The 20,198-nt window shown below is 68.9% G+C and carries 21 protein-coding genes and 1 other RNA gene; 20 read left to right on the forward strand and 2 right to left on the reverse strand.

Translation table 11 applies throughout. The annotated features are described in order from the left end of the window. Window positions 1-89 precede the first annotated feature (89 nt). Both prfB and ACFU7D_RS19065 read left to right on the forward strand, forming a co-directional pair. Window positions 90-1,208: a peptide chain release factor 2 gene (prfB, locus tag ACFU7D_RS19060; protein ID WP_378728658.1), complete on the forward strand. Its 1,119-nt coding sequence runs from the start codon at window positions 90-92 to the stop codon at window positions 1,206-1,208. A 4-nt stretch (window positions 1,209-1,212) separates the two neighbouring features. Beyond that, the gene (locus tag ACFU7D_RS19065; protein WP_378869966.1) at window positions 1,213-1,998 is read left to right on the forward strand and encodes an alpha/beta fold hydrolase; all 786 of its coding nucleotides are present in this window, start codon (window positions 1,213-1,215) and stop codon (window positions 1,996-1,998) included. A 136-nt stretch (window positions 1,999-2,134) separates the two neighbouring features. Here the strand turns inward: ACFU7D_RS19065 and ACFU7D_RS19070 are convergent, their stop codons facing one another. Next, a complete protein-coding gene (locus tag ACFU7D_RS19070; protein WP_378869968.1) occupies window positions 2,135-2,752 on the reverse strand; it encodes a hypothetical protein in 618 nt (205 codons plus the stop codon). Between the two features lie 75 nt (window positions 2,753-2,827). Between ACFU7D_RS19070 and ftsE the strand changes: the two genes are divergently transcribed. The 14 genes from ftsE to ACFU7D_RS19140 all read left to right on the forward strand — a co-directional run bounded on the left by ftsE (window position 2,828) and on the right by ACFU7D_RS19140 (window position 15,958). Continuing rightward, window positions 2,828-3,517 (forward strand): cell division ATP-binding protein FtsE, encoded by a 690-nt coding sequence (gene ftsE, locus ACFU7D_RS19075; RefSeq protein ID WP_008358693.1) that lies wholly within the window; start codon window positions 2,828-2,830, stop codon window positions 3,515-3,517. An 87-nt stretch (window positions 3,518-3,604) separates the two neighbouring features. Beyond that, complete coding sequence (gene ftsX / locus ACFU7D_RS19080; RefSeq protein WP_378728654.1) at window positions 3,605-4,513, forward strand: permease-like cell division protein FtsX; 909 nt, start codon at window positions 3,605-3,607, stop codon at window positions 4,511-4,513. Window positions 4,514-4,566: 53 nt separating this feature from the next. After that, window positions 4,567-5,832 carry a murein hydrolase activator EnvC family protein gene (locus tag ACFU7D_RS19085; protein WP_378869971.1) on the forward strand — a complete coding sequence of 422 codons (1,266 nt, stop codon included), beginning with the start codon at window positions 4,567-4,569 and terminating at the stop codon, window positions 5,830-5,832. Window positions 5,833-5,915: 83 nt separating this feature from the next. Next, a complete protein-coding gene (locus ACFU7D_RS19090; protein ID WP_378869973.1) occupies window positions 5,916-7,022 on the forward strand; it encodes a serine hydrolase domain-containing protein in 1,107 nt (368 codons plus the stop codon). A gap of 60 nt (window positions 7,023-7,082) precedes the next feature. After that, complete coding sequence (gene smpB / locus ACFU7D_RS19095; protein WP_160024725.1) at window positions 7,083-7,562, forward strand: SsrA-binding protein SmpB; 480 nt, start codon at window positions 7,083-7,085, stop codon at window positions 7,560-7,562. A 73-nt stretch (window positions 7,563-7,635) separates the two neighbouring features. After that, window positions 7,636-8,007, forward strand: a transfer-messenger RNA (tmRNA) gene (gene ssrA / locus ACFU7D_RS19100). 284 nt (window positions 8,008-8,291) lie between these two features. Next, the gene (locus ACFU7D_RS19105; RefSeq protein WP_378728651.1) at window positions 8,292-9,182 is read left to right on the forward strand and encodes a phenylalanine 4-monooxygenase; all 891 of its coding nucleotides are present in this window, start codon (window positions 8,292-8,294) and stop codon (window positions 9,180-9,182) included. Between the two features lie 165 nt (window positions 9,183-9,347). Beyond that, window positions 9,348-10,385: a M15 family metallopeptidase gene (locus ACFU7D_RS19110; protein WP_378869976.1), complete on the forward strand. Its 1,038-nt coding sequence runs from the start codon at window positions 9,348-9,350 to the stop codon at window positions 10,383-10,385. 29 nt (window positions 10,386-10,414) lie between these two features. Beyond that, complete coding sequence (locus ACFU7D_RS19115) at window positions 10,415-11,245, forward strand: hypothetical protein (RefSeq protein WP_378869978.1); 831 nt, start codon at window positions 10,415-10,417, stop codon at window positions 11,243-11,245. Continuing rightward, window positions 11,242-11,649, forward strand: coding sequence for an HIT family protein (locus ACFU7D_RS19120; protein WP_378869980.1), 408 nt, complete (start codon window positions 11,242-11,244; stop codon window positions 11,647-11,649). Before ACFU7D_RS19115 ends, ACFU7D_RS19120 begins: the two co-directional genes overlap by 4 nt. A gap of 115 nt (window positions 11,650-11,764) precedes the next feature. Next, a complete protein-coding gene (locus ACFU7D_RS19125) occupies window positions 11,765-12,706 on the forward strand; it encodes a glycerophosphodiester phosphodiesterase (RefSeq protein ID WP_378869983.1) in 942 nt (313 codons plus the stop codon). A gap of 76 nt (window positions 12,707-12,782) precedes the next feature. After that, a complete protein-coding gene (locus tag ACFU7D_RS19130) occupies window positions 12,783-13,943 on the forward strand; it encodes a glycerophosphodiester phosphodiesterase (RefSeq protein ID WP_378869986.1) in 1,161 nt (386 codons plus the stop codon). A gap of 107 nt (window positions 13,944-14,050) precedes the next feature. Then, a complete protein-coding gene (locus tag ACFU7D_RS19135; protein WP_091049154.1) occupies window positions 14,051-14,818 on the forward strand; it encodes an SDR family NAD(P)-dependent oxidoreductase in 768 nt (255 codons plus the stop codon). A 99-nt stretch (window positions 14,819-14,917) separates the two neighbouring features. After that, window positions 14,918-15,958, forward strand: coding sequence for a DUF3048 domain-containing protein (locus tag ACFU7D_RS19140; RefSeq protein ID WP_378869989.1), 1,041 nt, complete (start codon window positions 14,918-14,920; stop codon window positions 15,956-15,958). Window positions 15,959-15,967: 9 nt separating this feature from the next. On the opposite strand, the gene ACFU7D_RS19145 is transcribed toward ACFU7D_RS19140, so the two are convergent. Continuing rightward, entirely contained in the window at window positions 15,968-16,657 is a 690-nt protein-coding gene (locus tag ACFU7D_RS19145; RefSeq protein WP_350664140.1) for a TetR/AcrR family transcriptional regulator, read from the reverse strand. Window positions 16,658-16,783: 126 nt separating this feature from the next. On the opposite strand from ACFU7D_RS19145, the gene ACFU7D_RS19150 reads away from it, so the two are divergent. The 4 genes from ACFU7D_RS19150 to ACFU7D_RS19165 all read left to right on the forward strand — a co-directional run bounded on the left by ACFU7D_RS19150 (window position 16,784) and on the right by ACFU7D_RS19165 (window position 20,120). Then, window positions 16,784-17,314 carry a hypothetical protein gene (locus ACFU7D_RS19150; RefSeq protein WP_378869991.1) on the forward strand — a complete coding sequence of 177 codons (531 nt, stop codon included), beginning with the start codon at window positions 16,784-16,786 and terminating at the stop codon, window positions 17,312-17,314. 155 nt (window positions 17,315-17,469) lie between these two features. Next, complete coding sequence (locus ACFU7D_RS19155; RefSeq protein ID WP_378728638.1) at window positions 17,470-18,036, forward strand: YqgE/AlgH family protein; 567 nt, start codon at window positions 17,470-17,472, stop codon at window positions 18,034-18,036. Between the two features lie 21 nt (window positions 18,037-18,057). Beyond that, complete coding sequence (locus ACFU7D_RS19160; protein ID WP_160024715.1) at window positions 18,058-18,336, forward strand: DUF3039 domain-containing protein; 279 nt, start codon at window positions 18,058-18,060, stop codon at window positions 18,334-18,336. After that, a complete protein-coding gene (locus ACFU7D_RS19165) occupies window positions 18,333-20,120 on the forward strand; it encodes a DEAD/DEAH box helicase (RefSeq protein WP_378869994.1) in 1,788 nt (595 codons plus the stop codon). Before ACFU7D_RS19160 ends, ACFU7D_RS19165 begins: the two co-directional genes overlap by 4 nt. Window positions 20,121-20,198 lie beyond the last annotated feature (78 nt).

A 20,198-nucleotide genomic window follows, 5' to 3' on the forward strand; every position in this document is an offset into this window, starting at 1 on the left:
CCCTCCGGTTCCCCATGCCGGAGGGCGAGCGCATATCTGGGCGGCCGTCGAATCGGGTGCAGCACCACGCGTCAAGTAACCTGTAAGACGTGGCAGGCCCCGAATTCGACACCGAGATCAAGCAGCTCCAGGCAACGATGCAGACCATCGGCCAGGTGCTGGACCTGGATGCGATGCGCAAGGAGATCGCCGACCTCGGCGAGCAGGTCGCTGCGCCCGACCTCTGGGACGATCAGGACAACGCCACCCGCGTCACCGGCCGTCTCTCCCTGCTGCAGGGCGAGCTCAACAAGTTCACCGAGCTCCACACCCGGATCGAGGACCTCGGCCTGATGGTCGAGATGGCCCAGGAGGAGGGCGACGCCGACACGCTCGCCGAGTCCGAGGCCGAGCTGGGCCGGGTGAAGAAGGCCGTCGAGAGCCTGGAGATCCGCACCCTGCTCGCGGGGGAGTACGACGCCCGGGAGGCCCTGGTCACGATCCGCTCCGGCGCCGGTGGCGTCGACGCCGCCGACTTCGCCGAGATGCTGATGCGGATGTACGTCCGCTGGGCCGAGCGCAACAAATACCCGGTGGAGGTCTTCGACACCTCCTACGCCGAGGAGGCCGGGATCAAGTCCGCCACCTTCGCGATCCACGCTCCCTACGCCTACGGCACCCTCTCCGTGGAGGCCGGCACCCACCGCCTGGTGCGGATCAGCCCGTTCGACAACCAGGGTCGCCGCCAGACCTCCTTCGCCGCGGTCGAGGTCGTGCCCGTGCTGGAGCAGACCGACGAGATCGAGCTCGACGAGAACGACATCAAGGTCGACGTCTACCGTTCCTCGGGCCCTGGTGGCCAGTCGGTCAACACCACCGACTCGGCGGTGCGGCTGACCCACATCCCCACCGGCACCGTGGTCTCCTGCCAGAACGAGAAGTCGCAGCTGCAGAACAAGGCCGCCGCGATGATCGTCCTCAAGGCCAAGCTGCTCGCGCTGAAGAAGGCCGAGGAGGAGGCGCACCTCAAGGAGCTCAAGGGCGACGTCGCCGCCTCCTGGGGCGACCAGATGCGCAACTACGTCCTCAACCCCTACCAGATCGTCAAGGACCTGCGTACGACCTACGAGGTCGGCAACCCGCAGGCGGTCTTCGATGGTGACATCGACGGGTTCCTCGAGGCCGGCATCCGGTGGCGCCGTGGCGCCGAGAAGGCCGAGCAGAACTGACCTCATGGTTGCGCTGACGCGCACCAGGCTTCCACTCCCGAGCCGCGGGGCGACGTACGTCTATGACGCCTACGGCCCCGAGGACGGGGTGCCGATGGTGCTGTTGCACGAGCTCGGAGGCAGCGCGACGCGGTGGCAGGGTGTGGTGCCGCCGTTCGCGGCCGACCACCGGGTGCATGCCTTCGACATGCGTGGGCACGGGGACTCGGACTGGGCCTCGGAGTACTCCCACCGGCTCATCGCCGACGACGTCATCGTGGCGATGGAGGCGCTCGGGATCTCGGGTGCCGTGGTCGTCGGGCACTCGACCGGCGGCAACGTCGCCCTCCTGGTCGCGATGCACCGGCCCGACCTGGTCTCGCGGCTGGTCATCGAGGACGTGGTGCCACCCGCGCCGCGCGAGCGCAGGTCGCCCGGGCGCGCGGCCAGGCCGATGCGCCACGACTGGGAGTGCATCGCGTCCCTGCTGGTCGAGGCGACCATGTACGACGCGTGGATGTGGGAGCAGCTCGAGCTGCTGCCCATGCCGACCCTGATCGTGGCCGGTGGCGGCAACAGCCACATCCCGCAGTCGGACCTGGAGAAGGTCGCCCAGCGGATTCCGGAGGCCGACCTCGTCCACTTCGACGTCGGTCACTTCGTGCATCGCAACCAGCCCGCCGAGTTCGCCGACACCGTCCTGGCCTGGCTCGCGTCCCGCGTCGTCGCTGCGCCGGACGCGTCCCGCGTCGCGGGTGGGATCCCCATCCCTAAGGACCCCACCCGCTCTCGCCGGCCGGCTCTGCTCTGACTCAGTGCCCGCGGCGTCGCGCGCCGCCCGGTGAGGTGCCTACCCGACCCGAGCGACTAAGTCGATTAAAGCACTAGACTTTGCATCGGTGCAAACGACGCGCCGGGATCGGAGCCCCGGTCGAGGACGGCAGAGGTCAGGCGGCGGCCGCGGTGAGGGTCACCAGGCAGAACCGCGAGGCGCGCTTCTGGACCGTCGCGGGCGCCTCGCCGGCCTTGCCGGTGAGCTCGCAGGAGAGCCAGGCGTCGCCGAAGAGCCCGCGGTAGACCACCTTCGTCTGCTTCTTCGCGTCGGTGCAGGTGAGGGTGACCGACGGCTTCCCGTACGCAGGGGTCGACGCGGCCTTGCAGCCCTTGGGCACGCTCTTGGTCATCTGCGTGGCCCAGTCCAGGGTGACCGGCGGGGCGAAGACCCAGGCCCGGGCCGAGGTGGCCGAGCCCTCCGGCCCGGTCCAGATGCAGCCGTACTCCTGGGAGACGTCGTTGACCTCGCCCGAGATGGCGGTCTGGTCGCCGTCGCCGTAGGCCTTCTTCTCGGAGGCGGCGCCGCCGAGGGCCGCGGTCGCATCCTCGGTCGGGACGCGGTCGCAGAACGCGCCACGGCGTACCTGCATCATGGTGGTGTCGGCGGTGCTGAGGTCGCCCTTCACCTCGGGAACCTCGGGCTCGTCGTCTTTCAGGGTGAGCACGCCGACCCCGACCGCGATCGCGGTCAGGACTACGGCACCGATGAGGATCCGGACTGCAGAGCGCACTTCGTCAGAGTACAGGGGCAGGTATCTCAGAGCCGAAGTGTTGAGCCCAGCCACCGTTGCACTACCCTCGGTGCGGTGATCCGCTTCGAGAAGGTCAGCAAGGCCTACCCAGGGCAGGCGCGCCCCGCCCTCAACAGCCTTTCGATCGACATCCAGAAGGGGGAGTTCGTCTTCCTCGTGGGCCAATCGGGCTCGGGGAAGTCGACGGCGCTCAAGCTGATGCTGCGTGAGCAGCGCCCGACCACCGGCCGGGTCTATGTCGCCGGCAAGGAGATCAACCGGCTCGCCGGCTGGAAGGTGCCGCGGCTGCGGCGCCAGGTCGGCACGATCTTCCAGGACTTCCGCCTCCTCGCCAACAAGAACGTGGCCGAGAACGTCGCCTTCGCGATGCAGGTGACCGGTCACTCCAACCGCGAGATCCGGGAGCGCGTCCCGGAGACGCTCGAGCTGGTCGGTCTCGACGGCAAGGGCGACCGGATGCCCGACGAGCTCTCCGGCGGGGAGCAGCAGCGGGTGGCCGTCGCCCGCGCGTTCATCAACCGGCCGATGATCCTGATCGCCGACGAGCCGACCGGTAACCTCGACCCCGGCAACACCGTCGGCATCATGCGTCTGCTCGACCGGATCAACCGGTCCGGCACCACCATCGTGATGGCGACCCACGACGTCCAGATGGTCGACCAGATGCGCAAGCGCGTCATCGAGCTCGAGCACGGCCACCTCGTACGCGACCAGGTCCAGGGCGGTTACGGAGCCCAATTCTGAGGCGCCAGTTCTGAGACTTCAGTTCTGAGGCTTCAGTTCTGAGCCGGACCCCCTCGAACCCCGACACGAAAGTTTCGTAGACCCGCCATGCAGCTGCGCTATGTATTCACCGAGCTCCGCCAGGGGCTACGCCGCAACCTGTCGATGCACGTCGCGGTGGCCCTGACGCTGCTCGTCTCGCTCACCCTCGCCGGCGTCGGCCTGCTGCTGCGGGAACAGGCCCAGCTGACCGAGGAGGTCTGGGGCGACGAGCTGCAGATCACCTTCTACATGTGCAACGGCGCCAACGACCGCAACCCGCAGTGCGCCGGGGCCGTCGACGACAGCCAGAAGCAGGTCATCACCGACGCCCTCAAGGACAACAGGTACGTCGACAAGATCGAGGAGGAGAGCCAGGAGCAGGCCTACGGGCGGCTGCAGGCTCTCGACGTCGAAGGCGTCAGCGGTCCCGACCCGGTGGTGAAGTCCAGCGACATGTGGGAGTCCTACTGGGTCACGATGACCGACCCGCACCACTCCGCCGAGATCATCGAGGCTGTCGCCGGCCTGGACGGCATCGACCACGTCGGCGACGTCCACGAGGTCACCGGGCCCATCCTCGCTGCTGTCGACGGGCTGCAGAGCGCGGCGCTGGTCGGCGCGATCGTGCTGGTGATCGCGGCGCTGCTGCTGGTCGCCAACACCATCCGGCTGGCAGCCTTCGCCCGCCGTCGCGAGATCGGGATCATGCGACTGGTGGGTGCCTCGACCCTCTACATCGCGCTGCCGTTCCTCCTGGAGTCGCTCGTGGTGGCCCTGGTCGGGATCGGGCTGTCCGGGATCGCGCTGGCCGCGGTGATGTACTTCGGCGTCGAGCAGCGGCTCTCCTCGACCGCGGTGACCCAGTGGGTCGGCTGGGAGGAGTTCTTCAGCTCCTTCGCGATCGTCGCCCTCCTCGGCATCCTGCTCACGCTCGTCCCGACACTCTTGCTCACGAGGAAATACATCAAGGTCTGATCCGGATCGCCTACGGTCTGTCGGTAATACTTCCCACAGACCGAGGTTGATCCGTGCGCGTCTTCCCCCGTGCCGGTCGGCTGGCTGCTGCGCTCAGCTGCGCAGTGGTGGCTACCGTCCTGCTCTCGCCCTCCTTGCCGTCCGCTGCGGATGAGAAGGACCGGCTCGAGCAGGAGCAGCGGGAGGTCCAGCGGGATCAGAAGGCTGCCGCCGAGGACCTGGAGCACTCCAGCAAGGGGCTGCGTGAGGCTTCGGCGACGTACGACGCGGCGCGGAAGAAGCTCGACCAGGCCCAGACCCGTCTCGACGAGCTCAACGCCAGGCTCGTCGAGGTGCAGGCGGCCCATACCAAGCTCGAGGCCGAGCTCGCCGAGCAGAGGCTGCTGCTCGCCGAGGCGAAGCGGGAGCTCGCCGAGGGCCAGGCCGAGGTGAAGGCGCAGCGCGAGGAGATGCGCGACGCGATCCTGACCCGGTTCACCGGGGGAGACCCGCGGCTCGCCCAGGCGGCGGCCCTGCTCTCCGGAGGATCCCTCGAGGACCTGATGCGCCAGCAGACGTACGTCGACGCGGCCTCCGCGGGCCAGGATGCCACCCTCCAGCGGATGGAGGCGACCGAGACGATGCTCGTCGTCCGCGAGGGCGAGGTGCAGGAGGCGACCGACGCGATCGCCGCCAAGGAGAAGAAGGCCCGGGAGCTGGTCGCCGAGGTCGACTCGCTCCGGGACCAGGCCGCCGCCGCTCACGCCGAGATGTCCACGCTGGCCGAGCAGGCAGCCACCGCGAAGCGTTCGGCCGAGGCGGCCAGAGCGGCGGACGCCGCCGAGCTGCGCGAGCTCGAGGCCGAGGAGTCGGCGCTGCGTACGAAGATCCGCTCGCTCGCCTCGGCAGGCTCCGGCACCGACCGCAACGTCGGGTCGGTCGGCGGGCTCTTCGCGCCGCCGGTGACCGACACCTATGTCACCTCGCCCTACGGCATCCGCAAGCACCCGATCTACGGTTACGTCTCGCTGCACAACGGCACCGACTTCTCCGCGCCCTGCGGCCGGCCGCTGCTTGCGGTCGACTCCGGGCAGATCATCTCGACTTCGTACTCCAGCGTGTGGGGCAACCGCCTGCACCTGTATCTCGGCAAGGTCAACGGGCACTCCTACACCGCCGTCTACAACCACATCTCGAGCTACGCGAGGCGCTCGGGATCCGTCGGGCGCGGTGAGACCGTGGCGTACGCCGGGACCACCGGCTGGTCCACGGGCTGCCACCTGCACTTCACGATCCTGCGCGACGGGACTCCGGTCGACCCGATGCCGCTGCTGGGCTGATCTCAGGGCGGCTGGGTGCGATCCCGGATGCGGTCGGGCCTCTCGGCCGTGAGACTCGTGGGAACCGCTCTCAGGAGGTTGTGATGGTGCGACTGGTTCTCGCGTTGGCCACTGCGCTGGTGGCTCCGATGGTGATGGCACCGACAGCTGCGTACGCCGGCGACGGCAGGCGCGATCTGCAGCGTCGGCTGGACGAGGTCGTGCCCGCGGGGGCGGTCGGCGTGCTGGCGGAGGTGCGTACGGAACGAGGCGTGTGGCGAGGGAGCAGCGGGGTCGCCGAGCTCGGCACGTCCCGTGAGGTCCCGGCCCGGGGAAGCTTCCGGGCGGGGAGCGTGATGAAGTCCTTCCTCGCCACCGTCGTGCTGCAGCTCGTGGGTGAACGGCGGCTCCGGCTCGAGGACACGATCGAGACGTGGCTGCCCGGTGTCGTCCCCGGAGGCGACCGGATCACGCTGCGTCAGCTGCTCGACCACACCAGCGGCCTGTACGACGTCGTCCGCACGCTGCCGCTCCCACCGGACCCGGCGTTCGTCGACAACCGGTGGCGCACCTGGACCACGACCGAGCTCGTCGAGCGTGGGCTCGCGCAACCGCCGACGCACGCGCCCGGGACGGCCTTCTCCTACACCAGCACCGGCTACCTCCTGCTCGCCCAGGTGGTCGAGAAGGTCACCCGGCAGACGTACGCCACCGAGATCGAGCGCCGCATCATCGAGCCGCTCCGCCTGCGGAGCACGGTGCTGCCGGGGGCGTCACCGTGGATCCGAGGCCCGCACCCGCACGGCTACGTGCCGGTCGAGACGAGGAACGAGGGCGGCACCGAGCTCGTCGACGTGACCGAGATGAACCCCTCCCTCTTCGGCGCTGCTGGTGAGGTCATCTCGACCGCCCGCGACCTGAACCGGTTCTTCGCAGCGCTGCTCGGTGGACGTCTTATCGACGGGCAGTTGCAGGAGGAGATGAAGACGCCGGGGGTTGCGGACGCGACGTACGGTCTCGGGCTCAGGTGGGAGGACACCACCTGCGGGGTCCGCGTCTATGGTCACGACGGCGACGCCGTGGCGTACCAGACATGGTCCTTCACCACCGCGGACGGCCGGCGTCAGGCGACGGTCGCGCTCAGCCGGAGCTTCGAGGGCGACCCCGAGGACGCCGTCGCCGAGTTCATCGACCGGGCGGTCTGCGGTTGACGCGGGTGCGTCGCGGCAAACGTTTCGCGCAGGTGCCCCCGTGCCTGAGAGAATGGTGGAATGGCGAAGGAGCAGGGGCGCAAGATGATCGCGCAGAACAAGAAGGCGCGACACGACTACCACATCGAGGACACCTACGAGGCCGGCATGGTCCTGCAGGGCACCGAGGTGAAGTCGCTGCGTGAGGGTCGCGCCTCCCTGGTCGACGGCTTCGTCGACATCGACCGTGGCGAGGCCTGGATCCACGGGATCCACATCCCCGAATACCTCAACGGCACCTGGACCAACCACTCCGCTCGCCGCAAGCGCAAGCTCCTCCTGCACCGCGCCGAGATCGACAAGATCGAGCGCAAGGTCTCCGAGAAGGGCCTCACCGTCGTCCCCCTCGCCCTCTACTTCCTCAACGGTCGCGCCAAGGTCGAGATCGGCGTCGCCAAGGGCAAGAAGTCGTGGGACAAGCGCAACACCATCGCCGAGCGTACGGCCAAGCGGGAGGCCGAGGTCGAGGTCGGTCGCAAGCTCAAGGGCATGACCGGATAACCGAGTGGGGAATGCCCGCCGGGGGCTGTAGTGTTCTCTTACTGCCTGCACCACGGGCATTGAAAACTCAAAAGGGGCTGATCGGTTTCGACTTGGGACGTTGCTCCCAGGGGAAGCGGGTCGAGGAGCCAGCGTCATCTCGTAAACGATCGCTGGAAACCAATAACTGCCAACGCTAAGCGCAGTTCCTTCGCTCTCGCCGCCTGACGCGGTGATCGAAGCGTCTGACCGAGTATCCGTCTTCGGCTCGGACCCAGGCGTCATCTAGAAGACTCCACCTCATGCACATGCCGACGGGGCATGAGGGACATCTAGTCGGCTGAGCCTGTCGGGGACGTGTCTGCGTCGAGCCCCGGGGATGAGAGAACGCCACCCACAGACTGCACCCGGAGAAGACCTGGCACGGCGCTCGAGGACCGGGGTTCGATTCCCCGCAGCTCCACGAACCTTTGGCCGACGTGTGCCCTCCAGATGGAGGGCCACGTCGGTTCGTCATTTATTGGCGACGCTTCGCGTCGCGGCGGGGGATATCCCCCGCACCCCCTTAGTTGTGCGTCGTTGATGCTGCGCGGAGGCGGGGGCTTCGCCACCCGCACCCCCTGATGGCGGGGCCGGTGTCTCCGGCTCGTTGCTGTCGGCGGAAGACTTCCGGCTGTTCACCTCCCTGGCGGGATGACTTCTGTTGCGTGCGCGATAGGGTTGTGAGGCGTACGTCACATGGAGGTAAGGATGTTCGAGGAAGGACAGCTCTACTCACCCGTCACCGTGGGCGAGGATGGGCAGGTCGAGGTGCATCTGGGGGACAACCACCCCGGGTTCGCAGACCAGGACTACCGGGCACGACGCAGCGAGATCGCTGGCGCGGCGCTCGGTTGGAAGCCGGGGCAGCCAGTGCCCCGGATCGACTACACCGAGACGGAGAACGAGATCTGGCGGACGGTGTGCCGAGAGATCGCACCGCTGCACGCGAAGTACGCCTGCCGCAACTTCATCGCGGCCGTCGAGTCGCTCAACCTGCCGCAGGACCGGGTGCCGCAGCTCGACGAGGTCAGCGCCGGACTGAAGCCGCTGACCGGGTTCGAGTACGTCCCGGCCGCGGGGATCGTCCCGCTGGAGGAGTTCTACGGGAGCCTGGCCGACGGGCAGTTCCACTCGACGCAGTATCTGCGTCACCACGCCGTGCCGCTCTACACCCCGGAGCCCGACATCATCCACGAGGTGATCGGCCACGGGAACCTCCTCGCCGACCCGCAGGTCGCCGAGGTCAAGCGCCTCGCCGGCGCCGCCGCGCGTCGCGTCGAGACCAGGGAGGCGCTCCAGGTCGTGGCCGACGTCTTCTGGTTCACGATCGAGTTCGGCGTGCTCCACGAGGACGGTGACATCAAGGCTTACGGGGCCGGGTTGCTCTCCTCCTACGGCGAGATCGAGGAGATGCACGAGGTGGAGGTGCGGCCGATCGACTTCGCTCAGATGGCGACGGTCGACTACGACATCACCCACTACCAGCCGGTGCTCTTCGCTGCGGAGTCGTTCAGCCACATGGTCGACGAGGTCGGCAACTTCTTCGCGACCTGCGACGACGACACCCCCGCGAGGCTCGGGGTAGCAGCCAAGGCCTGACCTGAGAGCCTGTTCGAGATCTCGGCGGCGAGATCTCGAACAGGCCCGGATACACGAATTGGACTGGCGGGGTGTCCTAGGTCATCCCACACTCGGTTCATGGGGATGGGTAGATTCGCCTGGGTCGGGGTTGTTCTGGCATGTGTTGTCACGCTCCTGTGGAGCGTGCCTGCGTCGGCGGCGGTCGACGGTGTCCTGCGGCTCTCCGGTCCCGGGACGGTGGTCGACGAGCGGAGCTCGACGATCACGATCACCCTGCGCACGCCTGGTGGCCGGCCGGTCCCTGGCAGCCGGGTCAAGCTCTACACCAAGACGGCGGGCGCCGATGGCTACGCTCTTCACACGGCGGTGACGACCGATGCCGAGGGGCGTGCCAGCGTCAGCGTACGTCCCCGCTACGACACCATCTGGCGGGCCAACTCGAGTGCCGTCGTCGGTGTGAACGCGGCGTGGAGTAACTACTACCGGCTCGACAACGCCCCGCCGGTGGCCCCGGTGCGGCTGCCCAGCGCCGCCCCGAAGCCGAGACGAAACCCACCGGCCCAGCCGCGTGCCACCGGGAGCGGTGCCAACGGCGTCGTCACCAGCATCTCCGACGGGGTGTGGCGCTCGATGGTCGGCGTCTCCTGGCACAGCGGCTGCCCGGTGGGGCGGGCTAGCCTGCGGCTGCTGCGCATCAACTACTGGGACTACTCCGGCTACCGCCGCCGCGGCGAGATCATCGCCCACCGAGACTCGGTGGGCCGCATGAAGAACGCCCTGACCGCGATGTACGCCGGCCGCTACCCGATCCGACGGATGTATCGAGTCGACCGGTTCGGCTACTCCAGGACGCTGCGTGGCGGCAACGACTACGCGTCCATGGACGCCGACAACACCTCGGCCTTCAACTGTCGCAACGTCGTCGGCCGGCCGGGTGTGCGCTCGCCGCATTCCTACGGTCGCTCCCTCGACGTCAACCCCTGGGAGAACCCTTACCGGTCGCGCGACGGCTACGTGCCCAACAGGTGGTGGCCCTCGCGCTCCCACCCGCGGGTGGCCTGGCGCAGCACCAGCCACGGCGTTGTCCGGGCGATGCGCAACAACGGAATGCGGTGGACGTACGGCTCGGGCGACCTGCACCACTTCGACGCTCCGGTCAGCGGCCGGGTCGCTGCCCGGGAGATCATGCCGTGCGGCCCGGCTGCCGTGTCGTGCCATTAGCGGCGGCAAACGGGGCTTAACCTCGGGGAATGAATCCCGACGGCTTCCGCAACCGCGCGCTGGAGGTGGCGCTCGCCGCCGCCGACGCCGACGCGGTCGGGGCCGCGCTGCGTACGGGGCAGGTTGTCGTTCCCCAGCTCGACGAGGCCCGGATCAGGGTCTTTCCCGGGGATCGCGGCAACCGGCCACCGTACGAGGCGATGCTCTTCTCCTCCCAGGAGGCGCTGGAGACCTTCCTCGCCGAGGACACCCGCCGGCGCGCGCAGCTGCGCAACGCCGACGGGCTGCGTGAGTTCCTCACCGCCAACATCGAGGAGATCGCGTACGTCACCTTCGACCCGGCCGGGCCGAACCGGTTCCGTTCGGGCATCAAGGACGTGCTCAAGACCCTCGGCCCCAAGCCGCACGTCGACCTGCGGCTGCCGAAGGCGCAGGAGTGGTATGTCGTGGACATGTCCGACGAGGACGTACGCGACTATCAGCTCGCCGACCTGACCGCCAAGGTCCTCCCGAAGGTGCAGCGGTCCAGGGTCGAGCAGCCGGACTGGGCACGGTGGATGGCTGCCGCCAAGGACGCGGCCGCCGAGCAGAACGCTGCCTTCCTGGCCTACTGGCTGCAGCGGGTCGGGCGGCGCCCGGCCGGGCTGGCGGTCGCGCTGAGCCGGCCGGCTCCCTTCGGCATGGTGCGGCACCCCCTGCAGGCCGAGACCACGACGGTGGGGGAGCGGTGGGTGGCCTCGCCCGACCGGCTCTACGAGTCGCGGCTGATCTACTCCTTCCCGCACCCCGACCTCGCCGACCTGGCCCTGCCGACCGTCGACCTCGTGATCGCGACGCTCTCGTGGGGAGATGAGCGGTGAGCTGCGTCTTCTGCGACGTGGTCAGCGGTGACCTGGCCGCCGAGGTGGTCTTCGAGGACGAGGGTTTCCTGGCCTTCCTCGACCATCGGCCGGTGCAGAAGGGGCACATCCTGATGGTTCCGCGACAGCACCTCGCGACCCTGCTCGATCTCCCTCCTGACCTGCACGAACGCTTCGTCGCGAACGCCCAGCGCCTGGCCGCCGCGGTCGTGGACGGGCTCGGTGCCCAGGGCAGCTTCGTGGCGGTCAACAACGTGGTCAGCCAGTCCGTCCCCCACCTCCACCTGCACGTCGTCCCCCGCACTCGCGGCGACGGCCTCAAGGGCTTCTTCTGGCCCCGCCACAAGTACGGCGACGGCGAGCAGAAGGAGTACGCCGACCGGCTCCGCGCCGTGCTGAGCTGATTCGGGGCCGAGTTCACCGAGGCGTACGGCTTCGGCCATCAGCCCGTCGGGGGGAGGTCGGCGGTGACCGATTCACTCGAGATCAGTTGTCGTCCACTGATCTCGGGAGTGCGCAATGTCGCTGTCGTCCGTCGCGTCCAAGACCTTCACCTCGACCCTGGCCGGCATCGCGCTGGCCGCAGGCACGATGATCGTTCCGGTGGCGGTGAACGCCGTCGAGGCCCACCGCGCCAACCACATCACCATCACCGCCCACCGCGGCGCGAGCGCGTACGCCCCGGAGAACACCCTCGCCGCCTTCGCGCTCGGCATCGAGCAGCGTGCCGCCTGGATCGAGTCGGACGTGCAGGCCACCAGGGACGGCGAGCTCGTGCTGATGCACGACACCACCTTGTCGCGCACCACCGACGTCGAGCAGCGCTTCCCCGGCCGCTCGCCGTGGAACGTCAAGGACTTCACGCTCGCCGAGATCAGGACGCTGGACGCGGGTTCGTGGTTCAGCGAGGAGTACCAGGGCGAGAAGGTGCCGACGCTGAAGGAGATGGTCCGGCTGGTGCGGCCGTCTCGGTCCGGGATCCTGATGGAGCTCAAGTCGCCCGAGCTCTACCCGGGCATCGAGAAGCAGGTCGCGGCCGAGTTCGACTCGTTCCCCGGCTACGTACGCTCCGCGGTCCGTGCCGGGAGGCTCGGGGTGCAGAGCTTCGACTTCGACTCGATGCGGACCTACAAGCGCGTCCAGCCCGAGATGCCGGTCGGCCTGCTCGGCACCCCGGCCTATGCCGACCTGGACAGCTACACCTGGGCTGACCAGATCAACCCGCACTTCGGCTCCTTCGACGCCGGCTACGTCGCCCGGGTGCACGCGCTCGGGATGCACATCCACTCCTGGACGGTCGACGACGCCGAGACCATGAGCGCGGTCCTGGACCGCGGTGTCGACGGCATCATCACCAACAAGCCGGACGTGCTCCGCGAAGTCATCGGCGGGCGGCGTACCTCTTCCCTAGACTTGGCCGATGCCGCCGCGCTCACTGCCTCGGGCTCCGCTTCGGCCTGAGGCGCTTCGGCAGATCGTCACGAGACGTTCACCCGCCCACCGGCCCAGGTACGTCCGGGGCCGGTGGGATCGGGGCATGACCACGTTGAACCCCACCACCCGTATGCGTCGCGTCGTGCTCGCCCTGGCCACCACGCTCGCCGCCGGGACCGTCCTGGTCTCGAGCCCCGCGACCGCCGGTGTCGACACCGGCGCCACCGCCGTCCACGCAGGCAAGCACCACCACACGTCGAAGCCGATCGTCTTCGGGCACCGCGGTGCCTCGGGCTACCGTCCCGAGCACACCCTGGCGGCGTACGACCTGGCCATCCAGCAGGGTGCCGACTTCATCGAGCCCGACGTGGTCTCGACCAAGGACGGCGTGCTCGTCGCCCGGCACGAGAACGAGATCTCCGGCACGACCGACGTCGCCGCGCACCCTGAGTTCGCGGGCCGGAAGACGACCAAGACCATCGACGGCAAGGCGCTGACCGGCTGGTTCACCGAGGACTTCACCCTCGCCGAGCTGAAGACGCTGCGCGCCAAGGAGCGGATCCCGGGTGACCGCCCGGCCAACACCGCCTACGACGGCCTCTTCCAGGTGCCGACCTTCGAGGAGGTCCTCGAGCTGGTCGAGAGGAAGGAGGCCGAGACCGGCCGCACGATCGGCGTCGCCCCGGAGACGAAGCACCCGACGTACTTCGACTCCATCGGTCTCTCGCTCGAGGAGCCGCTGGCCAAGAGCCTCAAGCGGCACGGCCTCGGCGGCAAGCGCGCCGCGGCGGTCATCCAGTCCTTCGAGGTCAGCAACCTCAAGGACCTCAACCGCATGGTCGACACCAAGCTGGTGCAGCTGGTCGACTTCGGCGGCGCTCCCTACGACCAGGTGGTTGCCGGGACCGGCGTGACCAACGACTACCTGGTCACCGACAAGGGCCTGCGCAGCATCAAGAAGTACGCCGACCAGGTGGCGCCCTACAAGTACTACTTCATCCCGCGCACCACCGACAACACACTCGGCGAGCCCACCGACCTCGCCCGCCGGGCCGAACGCGTCGGGCTGCCGACCGTCATCTGGACCATGCGCGCCGAGAACAAGAACCTCCCGGTCGAGTGCCGCAAGGGCACCGACCCGATCGCGATCGGCGACCTGGCCTGTGAGGTCGGCGCCTACCTCGACGCCGGTGTCGACGCGTTCTTCACCGACCACCCCGACCTGGGAGTCGCCGCGCGCGACGCCTGGCTGAAGAATCGGTAGAACCTACCAATCAGTAGACACCTCGCGACATGACGTACGGCCCTCGCTATTGTCGGCGGGGGCCGCACGTGTTCGTGGGCCCGGTCACAACCAAAGGAGTTTGAGTCATGGGTCGTTTCGACGGACGCGTCGCAGTCATCACCGGGGCAGCGCGCGGGATCGGTTTCGGAGTCGCCACGCGTTTCGCCGAGGAGGGCGCCTCGGTCGCGATCATCGACCTCGACGAGGCGGCCGCCGCTGAGGCCGCCGCCAAGCTTCCGCTGGCTGAGGGTGCCAAGTCGGTCGGCATCGGCGCCAACGTCGCCAAGGCTGAGGACACCGAGGCCGCGGTGGCCCGCGTCGTCGAGGAGCTCGGCGGCCTGCACATCCTGATGAACAACGCCGGTATCACCCGCGACAACCTGCTCTTCAAGATGACCGAGGACGACTGGGACCTGGTCATGAACGTCCACCTCAAGGGACACTTCCTGATGTCGAAGGCCGCGCAGAGCGTCTTCGTGAAGCAGAAGTACGGCAAGATCATCAACGTCTCCTCCACCTCGGCGACCGGCAACCGCGGTCAGGCCAACTACTCCGCGGCGAAGGCCGGCGTGCAGGGCTTCACCCGCACCCTCGCGCTCGAGCTGGGCCCGTTCGGCGTCAACGTGAACGCGATCGCGCCGGGGTTCATCGCCACCGAGATGACCGACCAGACCGCGGCCCGCCTCGGTCTCGACGTCGACGAGTTCCGCAGGCTCTCGGCCGACGCCAACCCGGTCAAGCGCGTCGGCGAGCCCGCCGACATCGCTGCCGCTGCCGCCTTCCTGGCCAGCGACGAGTCGTCCTACATCACCGGCCAGACCCTCTATGTCGACGGCGGCGCCACGGTCGCCTGAGTTCTTCGACGAAGCAACCCCGGGCGCGGCCTGGTTGGGCGCAACGATTACCGTCTGTCACTCGTCTTGGTAGTGAGCCGATGCAGATGGAGATTGATGATGCGTACGTCCCGCCCGGGGTTCTTCCTGCGAGCAGCGGCGACGCTGGCCGCCGCGGGGCTGGTCCTGACCGGCTGTGGCTCCGCGGAGGAGCCGACGGACGCGAAGCCGTCGCCGTCCGCGCCCGCTGAGCCCGACCACGAGCCGCTGACGGGCGTCGAGCTCCCCGAGGGGCAGACCGCTGCGCGCAAGCACCCCGCCTACATCGTCAAGATCGACAACACCTCGGCCAGCGACCCGCAGTACGGTCTCGCCAAGGCCGACATGGTCGTCCAGGAGCTGGTCGAGGGTGGCGTGACCCGGTTGGCCGTCGCGTACTACTCCTTCCTTCCGAAGGAGGCGGGGCCGGTCCGTTCGATGCGGGCGACCGACGCCGGGATCGCCGCACCGATCGACGCGACGATCATGACCAGCGGCGCGGCTCCCTACACCTTCGCGCAGCTGAAGAAGCACGACATCTCGTGGCTCGACATGTCCACCCCCTACGTCGTACGCGACACCAGCAAGCCGCACGACTATCTGCACAGCGTGGTCGGCAAGGTCGCCAAGGCCGGCAAGGCCGCCGCGAAGGACGGTAAGGCCAAGCGGCCGGCCGATTTCATGCCCTGGGGCGACGTGACGACCAAGCTGGCCGGTGGCAAGCCCGCCAAGGCCGTGGACGTGAAGTTCTCCCAGGCGCGCACGGACAACTGGGTCTTCAGGGGCGGCAAGTACCGCCTGCAGAACAACTACATGTCGAAGAGCGGCCAGTTCCTCGCCGACACCGTCGTGGTCGCGCAGACCAAGACCACCATCGCTCCCTACAAGGACCCGGGCGGCGCGATCGTGCCGGTCTCGCACTTCACCGGCCGCGGCAAGGCGTGGATCATGCGCGCCGGCCAGATCGTCGAGGCGACCTGGGTGAAGAAGGGCGAGAAGGGTGCGGTGACGTTCACCGACGCCAGTGGTGCCGCGATCGAGATCCCGCCGGGCAAGGTCTGGCTGGACCTGATCCCGGAGGGCAACGGCCAGGTCGAGCCCGGCGGCGTCACCGTCAAGTAGCCGGAAGGCTCAGCGCATGTCCTCGACCTTGACGCCCTGCTTGGCCAGGGTCTGCACCCCGGTCAGCAGGTAGGTCACGGCCAGCTCGATGCGCTCGGCTGCGTCCTCGGGGTCGCTGGCCTCGGTGACGGACTCGCCGGCCGCCGACATCGCCCCGAAGAAGAGCCGGGCGAAGGTCGCGACCATCTCGTCGTCGACGGTCCGGTCGCCGGCGCGCAGCACGGCGGCGACGATGTCCTCGACGACGGTGAACGTGGAGCGCTCCTCCTGCTCGCGGTAGCGCTGGTAGCCCAGGACAGCAGGCCCCTCCTGCACGACGATGCGGCGGTAGGTGGGCTGCTGGACGGCCTCCAGGAACGTACGCAGCCCGGCCCGGGCCTGCTCCCAGGGGTCCTTCGTCTCGCGCATGGCGGCGTCGATGCTCTGCGCGGTGGCGGCCTCGACCTTCTCGAAGACGACCTCGTAGAGCGCCTGCTTGCCGCTGAAGTGGTGGTAGAGCGCGCCCTTGGTGACCTCGGCTCCGGCCACGATGGCGTCCAGGGAGGTGCTCGCGTAGCCGTGCTCGGTGAAGAGCCTCTCGGCGACCTCGACGAGCGTCTTCTTGGTCGAGGCGGAGAACTGCTGCCTCCGTGACATCCCCGGCACCGACGGAAGCGGAGGAACCTTGGGGACGAGCTTGCTCACGGACGACTTTGCCACCCGTCCACTCTAACGGCCGTGTCCGGAATCACCGTCCCAGGTGTTGGCCATACCGTCGGTATGTCCCGTACCATAGGTACGTACTCACGGTATGTGGGTGCTCACCTTCCGCAAGGAGCCGAGAAAATGAGCTGGACCAGCCATCACAAGCGCGGAGAGATCCTCCGCGGCGTGGTCGCCGTCATCGACGAGCGTCGAGACGGCCTGCTGCCCATGGATCTCCCCGGCGTCACCGAGACCTTCACCGACGAGCTCGACCTGCTCGCCGCCCTGCAGCTGCGCTGGCACACCCGCCTGTCCGGCCGCATCGAGTCCGAGCTCGCCAACCAGCCGATGGACCTCGAGGACGCCGTCGTCCGGGCCTGGCATGGCGCTGCCGACGACCTGCCCGGCATCCGCGCGGTCCTCGACCGCTACCACGCCCTTCCCGTCGACGACGCGATGGCCACCGCGCTGGCCAAGTCGCAGGCCAAGGAGCACCTGACCCTTGCGGTCATGGCCGGCCGCGGTGCGTTCGCCGACGCCGAGTGCGTCCGTCTCGGCTCGATGATCGAGGCGCGTGCCCGTGCCGAGTACGTACCGGCCGTCGAGGTCGTCGAGCGTGGGCCCTTCGCCGGCCTCGTCGACATGCTCCGAGCGGTCCGCTCGGCAGCCTGACCAGGTCCCGGGTGCCGGTGCGCTCCCTCCCGCGGACTCCCTCCGCACCTCCCTAAGTGCCGGCCCCGGGTCCTTTTCCCGTCTCGATCCGATCGGCGGGCTTTGTTGGTTTCTTGTTGCGGCTGACGTGACCCAGGTGATGCGATCATGGCGTCATGACGGAGCAGAAGGACGTACGCGCCGGGCGGCTGCTGGTAGCCACCCCGGAGCTTCGCGATCCCAACTTCGTCGACACCGTCGTGCTCTTGATCGAGGTCAACGACGAGGGTGCGCTGGGCGTGGTGCTGAACCGGCCCTCGCCCGTGCCGGTCGCCGAGGTGCTGCACCCGTGGGCGACCTCGGTCGCCGATCCTGACGTCCTCTTCCAGGGCGGCCCGGTGAGCAAGGACTCCGCGATCGCGGTGGCGCTCCTGGTCGACTCCGACGACCCGCCGCTGGGGTTCCGGCCCGTCGTCGGGCGCCTCGGGCTGCTCGACCTCGACACGCCTGTCGAGCTGGTCGACGGCACCTTGGCGCGGCTGCGCATCTTCGCCGGATACGCGGGCTGGGGGGCTGCCCAGCTCCAGGGCGAGGTGGAGGAAGGGTCCTGGTATGTCGTCGACGGCGAGCCGTACGACTCCTTCCTCGACGACGTGAGCACGATGTGGGCCGCGGTGCTCCGTCGTCAGCCCGGTGAGCTGGCCTTCCACGCCACGCGACCGCCCGATCCGGAACTCAACTAGAGGACCAGTAGACTGGACGGCATGGGCATCCTGGGATTCGGCACGAAAGAAGCCGTCAAGGAACGGGAGGACATCCGCGAGCAGGATGTCCCCACCGAAGAGGGTGACCACGACCGCTACTCCCACTACGTGGAGAAGGACAAGCTGACCGAGGCGATGGTCATGGGCACGCCCGTGGTCGCGCTGTGCGGCAAGGTGTGGGTGCCGAGCCGAGACGGGTCCAAGTTCCCGGTCTGCCCCGACTGCAAGGAGATCTTCGAGGGGATGCCGCCAAGCGGTGGCGAGGGCGACGACGAGTGAGCCGCGCCGATCTGCCCGGCGCACTCACACCGGCGTGGCCGAACAAGGCCGCGTGGGGAACTGCGACCAAGCTGCGCGCTTGGCAGCAGGAGGCGCTGTCTCGATACCTGTCCGAACAGCCCCGTGACTACCTCGCCGTCGCGACGCCCGGCGCCGGGAAGACGACCTTCGCGCTGACCGTCGCCGCCGAGCTCCTCGGGCGGCGCCTGATCGACCGGGTCACCATCGTCGCGCCCACCGAGCACCTCAAGGTCCAGTGGGCCGAGGCGGCAGCGCGGGCGGGCATCCCGATCGACCCGACCTACTCGGCCGGGCAGGGAAAGACCTCGGCCGACTACGTCGGGATCGCGGTGACGTACGCGGGTGTCGCGGTCAACCCGCTCGCGATGCGGATCCGCACCGAGCGGTTCAAGACGCTGGTGATCCTCGACGAGGTCCACCACGCCGGCGACGCGCTCTCGTGGGGCGAGGGCGTCCGGGAGGCCTTCGAGCCGGCCGCGCGGCGGCTGGCGCTGACCGGCACGCCGTTCCGCTCCGACACCAACCCGATCCCGTTCGTTACCTACGCCCCGGGCGAGGACGGCATCCCGCGCTCGGCGGCCGACTACACCTACGGCTACGCCGAGGCGCTGCGCGACCATGTCGTCCGGCCGGTGCTGTTCATGGCCTACTCGGGACAGATGCAGTGGCGCACCCGGGCCGGCGACGAGATCGCCGCCCACCTCGGCGAGCCGCTGACCAAGGACCTGACCTCGCAGGCGCTGCGGACCGCGCTCGACCCGGCCGGATCGTGGATCCCGTCGGTGCTGGCAGCAGCCGACAAGCGCCTGACCGAGGTGCGGCGCCACGTCCCGGACGCGGGCGGCCTGGTCATCGCGACCGACCAGGACTCGGCGCGCTCCTACGCCAAGACGCTGCGCGAGATCACCGGACAGAGCGCGACCGTGGTGCTCTCCGACGAGAAGGCCGGCTCCAAGAAGATCGCCAAGTTCTCCGAGTCCGAGGACCGTTGGATGGTCGCGGTCCGGATGGTCTCCGAGGGCGTCGACGTGCCCCGGCTCGCGGTCGGGGTCTATGCGACCACCACCTCGACGCCGCTCTTCTTCGCGCAGGCGGTGGGGCGCTTCGTACGTGCTCGTACGCGGGGCGAGACCGCCTCCGTCTTCCTGCCCTCGGTCCCGAACCTGCTCGGCTTCGCCTCCGAGCTGGAGCTGCAGCGCGACCATGTGCTCGGCAAGAAGGTCACCAGCGAGGACGACATCTTCGCCGCTGAGGACGCGCTGATGGCCGCGGCCAACGCCGAGGAGGGGGCCTCAGAGGAGGAGCTCGGAGCCTGGGAGGCCATGGGTTCGGAGGCCCGCTTCGACCGGGTGCTCTTCGACGGCGGCGAGTTCGGCCACTCCGGTGAGGTGCACGTCGGCTCGGAGGAGGAGATGGACTTCCTCGGCATCCCCGGACTGCTCGACACTGACCAGATGAAGACCCTGCTCCAGCAGCGGCAGAGCGACCGGGCACGCAAGCAGAAGTCGGCCTCGGCCTCGGCGCCGGTCGCCGCCGACGAGCCCGTCGCCGCGGTCGCCGCTCACGAGCAGCTCGCCGTGCTCCGCCGTGAGCTCAACGGACTGGTCGCCGCCTGGCACCACCGCACCAAGGCGCCCCACGGCGTCACCCACAACCGGCTCCGCAAGGAGTGCGGCGGCCCGCCCGCCGCGGTCGCCAACGCCGACCAGCTCAAGGCCCGCATCGACACCCTGCGCGACTGGGCCGCGCGCGGCTCGGCCTGATTTCGCCGAGTCGGCTCGTCCTGACCGAAACTCCCGCCGAGTCGGCTCGTCCTGACCGAAACTCCCGCCGAGTCGGCT

This window comes from Nocardioides sp. NPDC057577, assembly GCF_042801335.1.
Classification (GTDB): domain Bacteria; phylum Actinomycetota; class Actinomycetes; order Propionibacteriales; family Nocardioidaceae; genus Nocardioides.

Coding starts and splice junctions, on each gene's coding strand:
- ACFU7D_RS19065 (WP_378869966.1), top strand. CDS start 1,213: ATGGTTGCGCTGACGCGCACCAGGCTTCCACTCCCGAGCCGCGGGGCG.
- ftsX (WP_378728654.1), top strand. CDS start 3,605: ATGCAGCTGCGCTATGTATTCACCGAGCTCCGCCAGGGGCTACGCCGC.
- ACFU7D_RS19090 (WP_378869973.1), top strand. CDS start 5,916: ATGGTGCGACTGGTTCTCGCGTTGGCCACTGCGCTGGTGGCTCCGATG.
- smpB (WP_160024725.1), top strand. CDS start 7,083: ATGGCGAAGGAGCAGGGGCGCAAGATGATCGCGCAGAACAAGAAGGCG.
- ACFU7D_RS19105 (WP_378728651.1), top strand. CDS start 8,292: ATGTTCGAGGAAGGACAGCTCTACTCACCCGTCACCGTGGGCGAGGAT.
- ACFU7D_RS19115 (WP_378869978.1), top strand. CDS start 10,415: ATGAATCCCGACGGCTTCCGCAACCGCGCGCTGGAGGTGGCGCTCGCC.
- ACFU7D_RS19125 (WP_378869983.1), top strand. CDS start 11,765: ATGTCGCTGTCGTCCGTCGCGTCCAAGACCTTCACCTCGACCCTGGCC.
- ACFU7D_RS19130 (WP_378869986.1), top strand. CDS start 12,783: ATGACCACGTTGAACCCCACCACCCGTATGCGTCGCGTCGTGCTCGCC.
- ACFU7D_RS19135 (WP_091049154.1), top strand. CDS start 14,051: ATGGGTCGTTTCGACGGACGCGTCGCAGTCATCACCGGGGCAGCGCGC.
- ACFU7D_RS19140 (WP_378869989.1), top strand. CDS start 14,918: ATGCGTACGTCCCGCCCGGGGTTCTTCCTGCGAGCAGCGGCGACGCTG.
- ACFU7D_RS19150 (WP_378869991.1), top strand. CDS start 16,784: ATGAGCTGGACCAGCCATCACAAGCGCGGAGAGATCCTCCGCGGCGTG.
- ACFU7D_RS19155 (WP_378728638.1), top strand. CDS start 17,470: ATGACGGAGCAGAAGGACGTACGCGCCGGGCGGCTGCTGGTAGCCACC.
- ACFU7D_RS19160 (WP_160024715.1), top strand. CDS start 18,058: ATGGGCATCCTGGGATTCGGCACGAAAGAAGCCGTCAAGGAACGGGAG.